This window comes from Fodinibius salinus, from assembly GCF_008124865.1.
In the GTDB taxonomy this organism is placed as follows: Bacteria; Bacteroidota; Rhodothermia; order Balneolales; family Balneolaceae; genus Fodinibius; species Fodinibius salinus.
Genome location: NZ_VNHY01000002.1, coordinates 1 through 14945 on the forward strand (window position 1 = coordinate 1; position 14945 = coordinate 14945).

Genomic DNA, 14945 nt, shown 5'->3' on the forward strand with positions numbered 1-14945 from the left:
CACCCAAGATTAACCGGTAGTAAACTCTTTTTGTCATCAAATAATCTTTTCCCGCAGTGGCGTCACAGCTGCTGCGGGTTTTATTATGGGTCAGACCTGCCGGGGTTTATGATCAAATTCATTTGTCCTCTTTTTCTCTTCCGATACGCATATTGCAATGTAGGAGTAGTCTATCGTTGGCTTTGTTGGGCAGGTAATTCCCTTAGGGGTACCCCTGCCGCCGATGTGTATAACAACCTGTGATGATATCCAATCACGACAGTTAACTTAAACAAACCTCTTATTCCATTATGAAACGACCAATACAACTAGCGACTTTATTCTTGACCATCCTATTGGTGGCGGCTTGTGGCGATGACGGCCATGGCCCGACCAATGGCAACAACAACGATAATGACGAGCCCACCACCGGGGCGGTGGAAGTGGCTACTAACAGCACCGGCGACGATATTGACGGCGACGGCTACACCGTCACTGCCGGTGGGGCCAGCCAAAGCGTGTCCTCCTCGGGCACCGTAATCTTGGCCGGCCTCTCCGAAGGGGACGTGGATGCCAAACTAACCGGTATTGCCGGCAACTGCTCGGTCAACGGCAGTAATCCCCAAACGGTGACCATTACCGCCGGGGATACCACCTCTACCTCCTTCGACGTGAACTGCGAGACGGTCGCCGACGGCCAGATTGCCTTTAACAGTAACCGCGACGGAGATCCAGAAATATTCCTAATGAATACCGACGGCTCCTCACCGACGAAACTAACCGATAATACCACCCAAGATGGTGCTCCTACTATCTCTCCCGATGGTACTAAGATCGCCTTTTTAAATGATGGCAGTGGTAGTTTTGAGCTCTTTGTCATGGATGCTGATGGTTCTAATGTTCAGCAACTGGCCTCTCCAGTACCGGCGACAAGTTATGTCAGTTGGTCTCCGGATAACAGTACAATAGCCTATGCAAAACCACAAGGTGGTAATAATGAAATCTATAAAATCAATGCCGACGGCAGCGGGGAACAACGGCTGACCAACAACAACGCTGCTGATTTATATCCCCACTGGTCGCCGGACGGATCCAAGATTCTCTATACCAGCGATATCGACGGAGATGCGGAAATTTACACTATGAACCCAGACGGCACCGGCCGCCAGCAGCTTACAAACGATACGGATCGTAATATGCAACCCCGTTGGTCACCCGATGGCAGCAAAATTGCTTTTACCAGCAACCGTTCGGGCAATAATGAGGTGTATACCATGAACCCCGACGGCAGCGGCGTGCAGCAAGTAACAAACAGTTCTGCTAACGATCAGCGGGCCAGCTGGTCACCGGATGGTTCCGAGCTGGTATTTGACACTGACCGCAACGGGAATGCTGAAATCTATAAAATCAATGCCGACGGCAGTGGTACCCTCGTCAACTTAACGGCAAATAGTGCATTTGAAAGCTATGCACACTGGAGCCCGATGGAGTAAACGATGGGTATTTTTCCGAATAATAACTTTTACCCGCAGTGGCGTCACAGCTACTGCGGGTTTTATTATGTTTATACCTGCTTATCGAATTCAAGCAGAACTATTACAGCATAGAAGATTACCCCCCCTGGAAGAGTTGGCGGGATAGATTATTATCAGCTGGAAATAAAAATTTAAATAATAATGATCTAAACGAATTAGAGAAATGATATTTCCCGAATACTCGGAACTGTGTCAATATGGTTTTAACGGTCGGCTTTTAAAACCATAACCCCAAATACTATTACAACAATGCACCAATTTCTTCTAAAATACCTTTCCAGCTGCCATCGGCCTGTACGTCCGGGCTAATGTCTTCGTTCTGCAGTTTGTCTGTAACAGCTTGGGCGGCAGAGATAATATGAGCATCCTCAAAATTAAGGTTGGGAAAGGCCGCCAGCGTTCGATTCACTGATCGACGAGAATGAAAAACAATAATTTCCACCTGTTGTGCCGCAATTTCTTTTTGATACTCTTGCAACTTCGGCTCTCCGGGTCCTTCTAGCGTAAACAGCACAAGCTCTTCTACCGGCATGTCCAATTCCTGCAAAAAACCGGGCAGATCTTCAGCCGTCTCGTCACCACAGGGATAAAGTGTATCCCCCAGACGCTTAATACGCAACATAAACTCCATCAGATCTATGGCTTCGCCATCGGAATGCGGATGTACAGCCGGTATGCCGGCTTCCTCTAAAAAGTCTGCAGTATGCTGATCAACCGCTAAATTTAGCTGGTTTCGCGCCGCTTCGATCTTATCATACTGCTTAAGCTTCTGCACAAAAAATTTCGCGTTACGCTTACTGCCGTGTACAATATTCTCAAATTCATCCAGCTGCTGCAATGTATCTTGCACCTGCTGATCCTCTTTGAGTAACTCATACGTTTCCAGTGGACAGTACAACAAATCTACTTGCTGCTCTTCCAGCGCATTACGAAACTGTTCGGTATCTTCGATAGCGGCTGTCAATAATATAGATTTACTCATATCGCGTTAGCAAAATGCTGGTTTTAATTATCAATCAAACTATGAATACGCAAAACGCAGGTTAATTACTAGCTTGAACTTTCCTGCAGATTTACTCCTCATTGTGGTTCGTTAAAATAAATATCCTATACCAATATAAATACGGCTTACATCCTCAGAAAATCCTATTTCACCGCGCAAAATAAAGTCAGGATTAAAAATAGACATCGCGCTGCCAAATCCGACGGTCTGCTTGTACCCCTCAAATAAATCGGCGGCATCATTTTGTGGGGTAAATACGCGGCCGGCATCGGCAAATACATGGGCTCCCAGCTTCATCTGATAAAATTCAGGAAACTCGTAAAGCCAGCCACGCACCTCAAGCGTATAGGCTATTGAACTGTTCCCTTTAAAACGATTTAGCGGATATCCCCGGAGTGTTGATTTATTGCCAAGGGTAGAAAGTTCCCAGTAAGGAACATCACCTTGTACGTGCCGAAGCTGCAGCCGATTGGCTACGGTTAGCCAGTTGAATAACTGAAAATACTGACGGAATCCGGCGCTGAAAGATGTAAATGCATAACTGCTTACCGGTTCCGGTGTATAACGAATTTCCAAATCTGCGCGATTGCCGTGATGAGGATCAAACTCGCTGTCCCGGTTTTCCCAAATCAACCCGGTAGAAATGGTATTTACCCATCCGCCATCACTGCCGGGCGGTGGCTGCCGGGCAAAAGAAGACTGCTGCTTTTTAGTGTACGGAATCTGATAGGACGTACTGAGTCCTGCTTTTACATCCAGCTGACTATCATCATCTGAATAGATTGGTTTTCGCATCGTGTAGCTCAAGCCTAAGCTGATGGAACGGAAATAATAGTAACCATTTTCCCATCGTGCTTTTGAAAAAGGTACATCATTACCTACTCCAAAATAAACATCGGACGTATAGCGATAAAAATACGTCTTCCAGATACTTCGGATGTTGCGATCAAAAGTACGAGTTTGCTCAAACCGTCCATCTACTTCTATAAAACCCTTTGTGGATACCAAAACCGCCGACTCCAAATAGTTTTTAAAAGGACGAGTAGTACCGCTGTAATCATACCGGTTATATATAGCACCACCTACCAACCCTTCAATTGAACTATAACTCACAACCGGGACAACAGCATTATTTACAGAATCAGCACCTACAGTTCCGCCAACCAGCTGTGCTACAGAAACTGAACTACAGCTGAACAACATTACTATGCTAAGAAAAAAATATCGAATCACAACAGATATGATTTATGAATCCAAAGTGCCTTCTTCTTCCAATATTTCAAGCGTCTCATTCGCATGTCGAAGATGTGGAATTACAATACTCCCACCCACCGTCAGCGCCACGCTCAGAGCATCTACGAGTTCCTCTTTTGAAAAACCGGCCTTGGCTGCCTCCTCAAGGTGATAATCGATACAATCATTACAGCGCAATACTGTTGAGGCCACCAGTCCCAGCAATTCTTTAGTTTCGGCTGGCAACGCACCGTCAGAATAGGTATTGTTATCAAGATTAAAAAAACGCTTGATTCCCAAATGGTCAAGATTGAGAATTTTTTCGTTTGCCTCTTCTCGATCTTTGCGAAACTCTTCTAAACGGTTATTTTCTGTTTTGCTCATTGTTTTACTTACTTTCTGATTGTAAAAATAAGTCGTTAAGATACGAGAATTTCACAGGAACTTTAATTGGTAATTGTGTGTGCTCGATAATTTTATTTGTTATTAATGAGAGGATCAAAGGATACCCCCAAACATAAACTTGTAGTGTTAGGAGACAGCGTCAGCCAGGGGTTTCAAAATGGCGGCATTTATCGCACGGATCTTAACTTTCCCAGTTTTTTGCGTAACTGCTGGGAACCGACACCCGATTTTGACCAGCCTCAATTTACGGCACAAGCCGGTATACCGCTAAATTTGGAAGTACTTACCCGCGGATTGGAAGATGAGTTTGACCATAGCATCGAATGGAATGAATACCTGCCAGCCATCACGCATTTATATTCTACTCTCAAGCGGATAAAAAAATACTGGGAGGGCGAAATGAAGCCCCTTAACATTGACCGGAATGTACCCTTCCATAATCAGTCGGTTTGGGGCTTTGCCATGAACGATGCCTGGATGGTTACCGAAGAAAATAGTCGCAAACATATCGAAACGCGAAAAGAAACCTATTCCATTTTTGATATGCTGCCCGACCACGCCATGTACACTACGGCTCGGCTGGTCCTGAATCCCTCATTCGGTAATCGCTTTAGCCGTAACACACCCATTGACAACGTCACTTACCTGCAAAATCACGGAGGCATAGAAAACCTTATTGTCTCTATGGGACATAATAATATTATCGGAGCTGTGTCTGACTTAAAGTTTGTTCTTTCTGAAGAAGAGGATCTTAATAAATTCCCCTCCGACCGCAACTATACCGTATATCGACCAGAACATTTTGAGCAAGAATTTCGCACACTGGCCGAGAAGGTCAGTCAAATTGGAGCAGAACGAGTCATTACTCAAACTATACCCTATGCTACCATTCCTCCGGTATCTCGCGGCGTGAATGCCGACAAATCCCGCGAGGGACACACCGGCTATTTCGATTATTATACACGTTTTTGGATCTGGGACGCGGATTTTGATCCCGAAGTTCATCCACACCTCACCAAAGAGCAGGCGATTTCGCTGGATCAGCATGTTGATGAATACAATGCCATTATTCGAAAAGTAGCAAAAGAATACGGCTGGATTACAGTACCATTAAACCAGTATGTGAGCGGTATTGCACGCCGACGGCTGGGAGGCGACATTCGCATTCCATATCCCAAGGATTTTCGCAAGGCTATGGAAAATAATCCTGAGACCGCACACCTTGTTGAATCACCGGGCAAACCTGTACTTAGTACTGATTACCTACGGGTGGATGAGCAAACGGGGAAAGTTTTTAAGGGGGGTATTTTTAGTCTTGACGGTATCCATCCCACCACTATTGGCTATGGGCTTATTGCCCATGTCTATAAAGAAACGATGGAACAACATGGCATCAGTTTTGATAAACCGCTGGACTGGGAACATATCATTGCCAGTGACACCTTGGTGACTGATCCCCCCTCCCTCTTGGTAGAGCTGCGTAATTTTCTGCGCTTTTTATCACTTGGCAATCAAGATAAAATATCAGTAGTTGGTAACGGAGTACTGAACCAGCTGATGAACATCTTTTCCCCAAGAGACGACTCACAGCAAATTCCTTAACTGCCAGGCAATAGCACTGTACGCACCTCAGAAGGGACGTCGGCACCAACAAAAGAAGCTGTTGACCACGCATCAGCATAGATGGCAGAAGAGTGAACAGCACTAACAGAACCAACCGGTTCTACGGGCTCTGCCTGATTAGGTAACAGCAAATGTCCCCACGACTGCTCTTTAGAATTATGCCTGCGATTTTGATAGGCACCACTGGTACTTAAGGCTTCATTAGAAAGTTCCACAGGATCTGCAATAGGCTGTTGTGTTTGTGGATCCACGAGGTAGACTGGCCATTTTTGCCCCTTAAAAGGTTTACCAAAGCAATGAACATCTCCACTGAAATTAATAAAGGAAGCAGAAATATCGCACTTCTTCATTGTATCTATCGCTTTATCAAGTGCGTATCCACCGGCAATCCCCCCAGTATCAATCGCCATACCCTGCTCGGCAAGCAATATATTATTATTCTCAATGATAATTTTATCTGAACCTATAATACATTCCAGATTTCTCAACTCTTCATCTGTAGGTCGAGAAATAACTTTTCCGGGGTTATCGCGAAAGCCCCAACGCTTCATTGCTGGCTCAACGGTAACATCAAAATAATTATCACTTTGTTGGTAAACATTTTTTGCAAAACGCAAAAGTTCTACGGACTCATCAGAAACGACCACAGGCTTTGTTCCAGCCTTGCGGGCAAGCATCGCCATCTCACTTTTCTCATCATACATAGAAAACTTTTTCTCGAGAGAACGGAACGTCTGCTCAGCACGACGAATAGCTTCATACCCTGCCTTTTCAGTCTCTGCCACAACCTGAAAAGATATCATTGCCCCCATTACAACACTCTGTCTGCTCACCGATGTCAGAGAAACTCCCCCTTCACTCCATTTGTCAGGAATTACAGATCCACCCAAAAGCGTACCAAGACCACCGGTGATAGCTAATTGCAAAAACTGTTTACGGTCAACACTCATAATTAGCCCTTATCTTGTTTTGATAACGATTCTTTCATAACGACAAAGCTCATCCACGCGTAAGTGCCCACCATCAAGGCCCCGCTTAATATTACTATATAAACAAATGGTGACCACAGATATCGCATCACCCATAATCCCCCAAACGTTACAAAAAGTGAAATAAGAGGCTCTACCGCAATAGAAAGCTGCAGCCAAGAATCTCTACCTGTTGCCAAGTATAAAAAACCCGTTATAAAAAACAGGGAGGAAAGACCTAAGATATGATTATGGGTAGTAATGAGCATCTCTTTAACGGGCTTGGGGAACTTCAATTCCTCGGAAGCCTCAATTTTACTTTTACTAATTCCTTTATATTGCTCTACCACGCCCTGTGGGGTTAAATGCGTCGTTACTTCAATCATCACACCGCCCACGACTACCCCTATAAAAGAGATCAATACAAAGGTGAAAACCAGCTTTTTAAAAGGTTTGGGCCATGCTCTCAGTACTGGTAATGATTTCATTAGGGTAATGATATCTGGTTAATGATTAATAAGAGATCATGAACAGAATTGGTAATAGAACGAACTGATATAGTAGCACCACTTATATTCTGTATGCCTCTCCTAAATCTCACCTGCTTTGGTTTCGTCTTTCCTTTAAACTGATCTCGAAAATAAGAGTAATCAATTTCATATCCATAATTTTCCCGGTAGTCCAATACATCAATACCGGTAATCTTTTTTGAAGAATCAAAATAGAGTAGATACGTAAACTCTTCGGAACGACTTGGGGCAATATCCGGCAAAACATATTGTGTGCCTCCCCCCGTAGTAATCGTACCTACATATACCGTATCCGGCACCTCAGCCTTTGCCCGTAACTTATCCGCAATCAGTTGAGCCGTACTGTCAGAGACTACAATTTCCGTCCATTGAGGCTTTTGTTTCACTCCCCAAACTTCGTTTACTGACTTAGAAATAAGTGCTTCGTTTAGCTCATCAGGATGTACCTGCCCCATAACGTTATTACCTAAAACCAACAACAGGACAATAGATACAAAGAATGTAGAAATAACCGTTCTATTCATATCATCAAAAATATAAAAAGGGAGAAATCCGAAGACTTCTCCCTTGAAAATGGTAATAATTGCTTAGAAGTTATATCCTACACCAATGTTTAATTGGTGCTTGTCATTAAAACCACCTTGTGTTGTTAGCAGCTGATAATCTGCTTTAACAGCAACTTGAGATACCGGCTTATACGTCAAGCCAAAAGTATATTCGTATCGTTCGTTTTCTGGATTATCGACAACGTTAACCGTAGATGCCTGGGTATCATATACTTCAGCACGGCCAAACAGGTTCAACTGCTGTTCCGTTGGCTCTTCTTTGAAACGAAGCAAATCGTACGAAAGCTCCACATACCCACCGTACTGTGTGTCACCTATAGGTTGATGAGAAGGTGCCCATACTCCGGAACCGAGCGTAGTGTTAATATCATCCGCGTTACTTACTGCACTATATACAAACAATCCGCGAGCTTCAAAACCAGCGTTGTTGTATATTGCATGCCCATCAATCATATGAATGGCAGCTCCGTCCATTGCTGAACCATACGTATAGTTCGAAGATAGCTGGGAGAAGAAATAAGAAGCACCAAAAGTAAGATTCAAGTTCGGACGATAGTCTAAACGTCCCGTTACTGCCCAGTTGTCGGTAGAAGCTTTATACGCTTTTTGACGAGCGCCACGAATACCACTGCTTCCCGATATTCCTTCCGTATCCAGACCAGCCATCAGGTAGAGCTTATAACTCAGTCCAGATTCGGTTTTCCCGTAAATTCCGGCACCGGCTTCTCTCCATGTAGATGGAATAATGTACTTCTCTACATTCGGACGCTCGACACCGTTAAATGTTGGGGGCTCATGCACAGGATTTACAATTCCCATAGGAACCAACATAATACCACCACGGGCACCAAAACTCTTTTTAAAAGCCAGATCAATATAAGCCTGTTCAAGAGCAATTTCGCCCTGTCCTTCTTCAACATAAGTATGTTCTACTTCTAACTCTGAACGGAATTTAACCCAGTCATTAAAGTCGTATCCTGCGTACAAGATAAAACGATGAAAATCGAGTTTGCCCGGCGGCTGCTGTCCATTGGCTTTGTAGGTCACATCATTGTAATGAAGCTCTCCATATCCCCCGAGCGTAGCTCCTTGCTGGGCAAATACTGCCATTGAAAATGACAGAAGAAGAATGACTGCTAAACTAACTGTTTTTAAAAAACGCATATTTCTATTCGTAGTATTAGGTTATTAATTAATATTTCAGGTGACTGATCTATAGGTTAAACTTCTTAAATAATTCCTGCTTCGCGCAGCATATTTAACGTTCCTTCAAGCTGCTTGAGCTGCTCATAATCATAGTCGGGACTCAATTCCAAGGCCTCTTTAGCTTCCAGCATATACTTGGGGAGTTCCGCCTTTTCTGTTACCGGATATTCATTCACTGATTGAGCCGCATATTCTTGAGCCTGTTTTGACAGTAGAAAACTTATGAACTTCTGTGCCAGCTTTGGATTATCAGCAGTTTTTAACTGTGACACTCCTGTTACTAATGCCAAGTTTCCAATATCGCCATTGTCAAAGTGATACGTTTCAATATTAGCATCAGGGTTAGGACCTTCCTCTCCATAATGTTCATGATCTTCGAAATATCCTTCCTTGCCCCCATGCTTTGTTTGGATTACATAGTAGTGGTTGGTGAGTCCGAGATCGATTTCACCGGCCATAATAGCCTGTACCATCGGCGTGTTAGAACTATAAGCTTTAGGATTGAGAAGCTGCATATTCAGAAGCCACTTTTTAGCCGTTTCGTTATCTTCGGTCAATCGAAGAGCTGTGATAAAATCATAGAAACTGGAATAGGTGGGTGTCCATCCAATGCGACCTTTGAATCCATCCATTTTTGGTAAATCAAGAACTGAGCTTGGCAGATCTTCAGGGTTTACGGTTTCAGGATTGTATGCCAAGACTCGAAATCGCGCTGTTACCGGTACCCATTCTCCGCTTGCAGATTGATAAGCATCCGGCTTTTTAATCAATGAATCAGGCAGTGTTGTTAACATCCCCTGTTCTTTTGCCTGTGCAAGAGCTCCTGTTGTATTTGCCCAATACACATCTGCCGGACTTTGGTCGCCCTCTTCACTCATCACGGCCAACAATTCGGCATCGTTTCCATAACGCACTTCAATATCGATACCAGTCTGTTTCTTAAAATCGGTGACCAGTTGCTTTACCAGTGCCTGGCTACGTCCGGAATAAACCACCAATTGGTCAGAAGAAGACTGCGTACAAGAACCAATTAGAAAAATCGTCAATACGGTAAGAAATACTTTTGTTAATTGCTTCATAATATCTGATCCGAGATCTTCACTTTTCGTTTACATTAAAAGCGTATCATCGGGCTCGAGACAGACGAGCCGCACGAAACACTATGCTTAATTAGATTAATTCTAATTAAGGAACGGAAGGTATTTAATTTATTATACAATGACTAATAAAAAATCCCCTGTTGCCATACTTGGCGCAGGTATTTCGGGACTAACAACTGCCCATGTCCTAGCCCAACAAAATGTGCCTGTCACAGTCTATGAAAAACGGGACGAAGTAGGTGGTGCTATCCATTCTACACAGAAAGACGATTGGCTAGTTGAGGAGGGGCCCAACACCCTGATGGTACGCACACAAAAAGTTTGGGATTTTCTGGCCGAACTGGAACTTGATGAACGCATCCGAGAAGCAAATGAGGCCGCTCAAAAACGGTTTATCATTAAAAATGGCACGGCTGTTGTCCTACCAAACTCACTCGGGAGTTTTTTGTCTACTCCGCTATTTTCTGCGGGCGCAAAGTTACGGCTCCTGAAAGAGCCTTTTATTAAAGCGTCGGCAAAAGAAGATGAGAGTATCGCTGATTTTATTGAACGTCGACTGGGCAAACAGCCTCTTGATTACGGAGTGAATCCTTTTGTCTCTGGTATCTTTGCGGGCGATCCCAAACAGCTTTCCATTAAACATACTTTTTCGAAACTCTGGGAGATGGAACAAAAACATGGAAGCCTAGTCAAAGGCATGTTTAAAAAGGATCGTTCAAATACCTCTCCCAGAAAAGCATTAATCTCTTTTGATGGAGGTAATCAGGTACTTCCAAAAGCACTAGCGACTGAACTATCCGGAGCCATTCAAACATCCACAACAGTTACATCTGTTACCTCCAAAGATGGTGGATGGCAGGTTAAAGCAAAGACCGGTACAGAAAATATTACAAATCAACATGATTGTGTGGTATCTACCATACCGGCTTATGCAACAACAGGGATTTTTGAGAACACTATTTTCGATGAGTTTGCTAAACTTCCTTACGCTCCACTCAGCGTGCTGGCTTTAGGCTATAAAAAAGAACAGGTCTCCCATCCGCTAGACGGATTCGGCATGCTTGTCCCTGAAGTTGAGGCGTATAATCTTCTTGGGTGCCTATTCTCGTCCACCCTTTTTGAAAGACGTGCTCCTGAAGGCCATCATCTCATCACCTGCTTTATTGGAGGAGCTCGAAATCCAAGTTTGGCTTCAAAGCCTAAACAAAAGTTACGTTCTATAGTAACAAGCGAACTCGATGAACTGCTGGGTATAGCAGGCGATCCCCTATTTTGCCATCATAAATTTTGGGATAAAGCTATCCCCCAATACGAGGTTGGCTATGATCGCTTTATCTCCCAGATGGAGAAAATAGAGCGGCAGCAGCAGGGCCTCTACTTCGATGGGAACTATCGCAATGGCGTATCAGTACCAGACTGCATATCAACAGGAATGAAAACTGCTGAAAAAGTATCCTCATTCTTAAGAGATCATAATAAAAAGACATAAGCTCCCTTCGTCAATTTTGCTAAAATTTTAGTACCTTCATAAACGGAATAAAAGAACCATTTTTGTACCAAAGAAAATCTGAAAATAAAGTAAGACAGTATTATGGCTAATGCATTTTTTGAACTCCGGGAACCGGAGAACGAACCGGTTTATTCTTATGCCCCGGGCACACCCGAACGGGAAAAACTAAAAGAAGAAATAGAACACCTGAAAGCGCAGCAAATAGAGATCCCTGCTATTATTGGTGGTCAAGAAGTAAAAACAGGGAACACTACTGATCTTGTGACGCCCCATGACCATAGCCACAAACTGGGTGAAACACACCTTTGTGGAAAGAAAGAAGTGGAAATGGCTATTGATGCTGCTATGGAAGCTCGTGAAGAATGGGCAAAGATGGATTGGCAAGATCGCGTAGCTATCTTTAAGAAAGCAGCAGCCCTGTTGTCAGGATCTTGGCGATATAAAATCAATGCCTCTACTATGTTGGCACAATCCAAGACCGCCCATCAGTCTGAAATTGATGCTGTTGCCGAACTGGCCGACTTCTTCCGATTTAATGCCTACTATTTAACTCAGATTTATCAAGATCAGCCCGATTCCCCTGAAGGAATGTGGAATCGCTCGGAGTATCGTCCACTTGAAGGATTTGTTTTTGCAGTTACTCCGTTCAACTTTACCTCTATTGCGGGGAACCTGCCATCAGCACCGGCAATCTGCGGAAACGTTGCCCTCTGGAAACCGGCAACTTCTTCGGTCTATTCCAACTACTTTATCATGAAACTTCTGCAAGAAGCAGGTCTGCCCGATGGTGTTATTAACTTTCTGCCTGGTAACGGTGCCGATATCGGAGATCCTGTACTTCAAAGTGAACATCTCTCAGGACTACACTTTACCGGCTCTACCGGAACTTTCCAGCACTTGTGGAAAAGCATTTCTGACAATATTGAAATGTACAACACTTATCCACGTATTGTTGGGGAAACCGGCGGTAAGGACTTTATCTTTGCACACAATGAAGCAGACGTCGATGCACTGGTTATTGCTGCGCTGCGAGCAGCTTACGAATTTCAGGGGCAAAAATGCTCTGCTGCTTCTCGCATGTATATTCCGGAATCGTTGTGGAATGAGTTCAAAGAGAAATTTACTGCTGAAGTTGAAAAAATTAAGATGGGCGAAGCAGAAAACTTCAGCAACTTTATGACTGCTGTTATCGATCAGGGGGCTTTCGACAGCATCACTGAGTATATCGACTATGCCCATAATGCTGATGACGCCGATGTTCTGCTTGGTGGTGACTATGATGATTCGGAAGGCTTCTTCATTGAACCTACTTTTGTACATGCTAAAGACCCTCACTTCAAAACCATGGAAGAAGAGATCTTTGGTCCTGTATTAACGGCTTATGTATATGAAGATGACAAGTTTGATGAAACACTCGAACTATGCGATAATACGTCGCCATATGCACTTACAGGAGCAATCTTCTCACAAAATCGTTATGCTCTTAATAAAATGGCCGATCGTCTGCGTCAAGCAGCCGGTAACTTCTATATTAATGACAAGCCCACTGCGGCCGTTGTAAACCAGCAACCCTTTGGTGGTGCACGAAAGTCCGGCACAAACGATAAAGCCGGAAGTGCGGCCAACTTGATGCGCTGGATTTCGATTCGTTCTATCAAAGAAACCCAGGAGCCACCCAAAGACTGGACTTATCCATTTATGGGTGACGAATAATGCATATGCTATTCATCGGATGACAATCTTAGCCGCCCGATGAAAATTAAATGCTTTAACTAAAAAAGGCCCCGAGCATTCGGGGCCTTTTTTGTTTTTGTTCTTCTGCGCTCAAAAATTATGAGTCAATACCTAAATCTTCTTTTAGGTTATTAAAAGAATTGTTAAGGCTGTCTAGCTGGGCATCAACGCCTTCTTTTAAATCCTGCCAATTCTCACGAGACTTAGCCTTCATCTCTTCCAGATTATTTTCCAGTGTTTCTTTCTGATCCTGCATCTTTTGCCACTGCTTTTTTAGCTTGGCTTTAGACTCACCGGACTCCTCGCTAATCCTTTGTTGTAAAATATCCATCTCGGATTCGATAGCAGCCAAATCTTCCTCTACATTGTTTATAAATTCTTCTTTAGTTACTTCAAGCTCTTTTTGTGCAGCTTCCATTGTTTCTTTAGCTTCTTCTTGAGTCTGGCTCATATTATCTTTTGACTTCTCTGCACATCCTAAAAAAGCCAGACTCACAAATATCACAAAAATAATAAGTGAAATACGTTTCATAATGGAATAGATTTAATTCATTATTCGTTATATAATAGTGACATACATACTGATGTTTGTTCCAATCATTAATAATGACATTGCTCTGCACTTTTTAGATATTTAACGCTGTTATTTTCAACTGGGATATAAATTATGACAATCAGCATTTTAGGATGCGGATGGCTTGGCCTGCCTTTGGCTGAGAACCTCCGTGATAGTGGTCACACAGTTAAGGGATCAACAACCTCAGCAGAAAAACTCAATCTGCTCAGAAATAAAAATATTACTCCTTTTTTACTGGAGCTTACACCCCAAATTGAATGCGAGGAGTGTAATGATTTCTGGGATAGTGATCTATTAGTACTCAATATTCCGCCGGGACGAGGTCGAGACAACATTGAAGAATACCATCTTCAACAAATAAATACTGTTGCAGAACAACTTAGTGGCAGTCCAATTGATCGCCTCATATTTATTAGCTCTACCTCTGTTTATCCTCCCCAACCGGGCATTGTTGCAGAATCGGATACTGAAAAAGGTAATGCCAAACGGCCTTCAGGCAATGCATTATTGAAGGCTGAAACGTTATTAATGGAGCAAGAATCTTTCGATACCACCATTATTCGTTTCGGTGGTCTTTATGGCTATGATCGAAATCCTGCACATTTTTTGGCAGGACGCAAGAATGTATCCGGCGGGAATGCTCCTATAAACCTAATTCACCGCGATGATTGTATCGGCATTATTGATCGAATTATTGATAAAGATGTAAGAGGCGAAATATTTAACGGTGTTTCCGATGGACATCCACCCAAGAATATGTATTACCCCGCTGCAGCAGAATCACTTGGGCTGGAACCACCTTCTTTTGATGAAAACGAAGATAAAGACAAAAATTATAAAGTGGTCTCTAACCGAAAACTAAAAGAACTACTGGATTACCGCTTTACGTACCCCAATCCCATGGACAAACTCCAACTGGTAGAATCGTAATATGCAGGATATTCTTTTGCGTAACATATTTTGATCAGTTAAAATT

General features: G+C 43.3%; 14 protein-coding genes. 5 read left to right on the plus strand and 9 right to left on the minus strand.

Features of this window, described 5'->3' with window-relative positions; genetic code table 11:
- Positions 1-290 precede the first annotated feature (290 nt).
- Positions 291-1472 (plus strand): DUF5050 domain-containing protein, encoded by a 1182-nt coding sequence (locus tag LX73_RS04845; RefSeq protein ID WP_148898366.1) that lies wholly within the window; start codon positions 291-293, stop codon positions 1470-1472.
- A gap of 283 nt (positions 1473-1755) precedes the next feature.
- On the opposite strand, the gene LX73_RS04850 is transcribed toward LX73_RS04845, so the two are convergent.
- From LX73_RS04850 to LX73_RS04860, 3 genes are all read right to left on the minus strand, one after another.
- Positions 1756-2496, minus strand: a complete 741-nt coding sequence (locus LX73_RS04850; protein ID WP_148898367.1) for a uroporphyrinogen-III synthase — start codon at positions 2494-2496, stop codon at positions 1756-1758.
- A 111-nt stretch (positions 2497-2607) separates the two neighbouring features.
- A complete protein-coding gene (locus LX73_RS04855) occupies positions 2608-3750 on the minus strand; it encodes a BamA/TamA family outer membrane protein (RefSeq protein WP_148898368.1) in 1143 nt (380 codons plus the stop codon).
- 12 nt (positions 3751-3762) lie between these two features.
- Positions 3763-4134 (minus strand): carboxymuconolactone decarboxylase family protein, encoded by a 372-nt coding sequence (locus LX73_RS04860; RefSeq protein WP_148898369.1) that lies wholly within the window; start codon positions 4132-4134, stop codon positions 3763-3765.
- 105 nt (positions 4135-4239) lie between these two features.
- Here LX73_RS04860 and LX73_RS04865 point away from each other — a divergent pair, with 105 nt between their 5' ends.
- Positions 4240-5757, plus strand: coding sequence for a hypothetical protein (locus LX73_RS04865; protein ID WP_148898370.1), 1518 nt, complete (start codon positions 4240-4242; stop codon positions 5755-5757).
- Here LX73_RS04865 and LX73_RS04870 read toward each other — a convergent pair.
- The 5 genes from LX73_RS04870 to LX73_RS04890 all read right to left on the minus strand — a co-directional run bounded on the left by LX73_RS04870 (position 5754) and on the right by LX73_RS04890 (position 10127).
- Positions 5754-6728: an FAD:protein FMN transferase gene (locus LX73_RS04870; protein ID WP_148898371.1), complete on the minus strand. Its 975-nt coding sequence runs from the start codon at positions 6726-6728 to the stop codon at positions 5754-5756. The genes LX73_RS04865 and LX73_RS04870 overlap by 4 nt on opposite strands.
- A gap of 2 nt (positions 6729-6730) precedes the next feature.
- Positions 6731-7234: a hypothetical protein gene (locus tag LX73_RS04875; RefSeq protein ID WP_148898372.1), complete on the minus strand. Its 504-nt coding sequence runs from the start codon at positions 7232-7234 to the stop codon at positions 6731-6733.
- On the minus strand, positions 7234-7800 hold the full coding sequence (locus LX73_RS04880) for an FMN-binding protein (RefSeq protein WP_148898373.1): 567 nt from the start codon (positions 7798-7800) through the stop codon (positions 7234-7236). The genes LX73_RS04875 and LX73_RS04880 overlap by 1 nt, the downstream gene beginning before the upstream one ends.
- 63 nt (positions 7801-7863) lie before the next feature.
- The gene (locus LX73_RS04885; protein WP_148898374.1) at positions 7864-9006 is read right to left on the minus strand and encodes a DUF3373 domain-containing protein; all 1143 of its coding nucleotides are present in this window, start codon (positions 9004-9006) and stop codon (positions 7864-7866) included.
- 65 nt (positions 9007-9071) lie between these two features.
- Complete coding sequence (locus tag LX73_RS04890; RefSeq protein ID WP_148898375.1) at positions 9072-10127, minus strand: iron ABC transporter substrate-binding protein; 1056 nt, start codon at positions 10125-10127, stop codon at positions 9072-9074.
- 139 nt (positions 10128-10266) lie between these two features.
- On the opposite strand from LX73_RS04890, the gene hemG reads away from it, so the two are divergent.
- Both hemG and pruA read left to right on the plus strand, forming a co-directional pair.
- On the plus strand, positions 10267-11637 hold the full coding sequence (hemG, locus tag LX73_RS04895; protein ID WP_148898376.1) for a protoporphyrinogen oxidase: 1371 nt from the start codon (positions 10267-10269) through the stop codon (positions 11635-11637).
- A 102-nt stretch (positions 11638-11739) separates the two neighbouring features.
- On the plus strand, positions 11740-13371 hold the full coding sequence (pruA, locus tag LX73_RS04900) for an L-glutamate gamma-semialdehyde dehydrogenase (protein ID WP_148898377.1): 1632 nt from the start codon (positions 11740-11742) through the stop codon (positions 13369-13371).
- Between the two features lie 118 nt (positions 13372-13489).
- On the opposite strand, the gene LX73_RS04905 is transcribed toward pruA, so the two are convergent.
- Positions 13490-13924 (minus strand): sll1863 family stress response protein, encoded by a 435-nt coding sequence (locus LX73_RS04905; protein WP_148898378.1) that lies wholly within the window; start codon positions 13922-13924, stop codon positions 13490-13492.
- A gap of 135 nt (positions 13925-14059) precedes the next feature.
- On the opposite strand from LX73_RS04905, the gene LX73_RS04910 reads away from it, so the two are divergent.
- On the plus strand, positions 14060-14899 hold the full coding sequence (locus LX73_RS04910) for an SDR family oxidoreductase (RefSeq protein WP_211359369.1): 840 nt from the start codon (positions 14060-14062) through the stop codon (positions 14897-14899).
- The last annotated feature ends 46 nt before the right edge of the window (positions 14900-14945 follow it).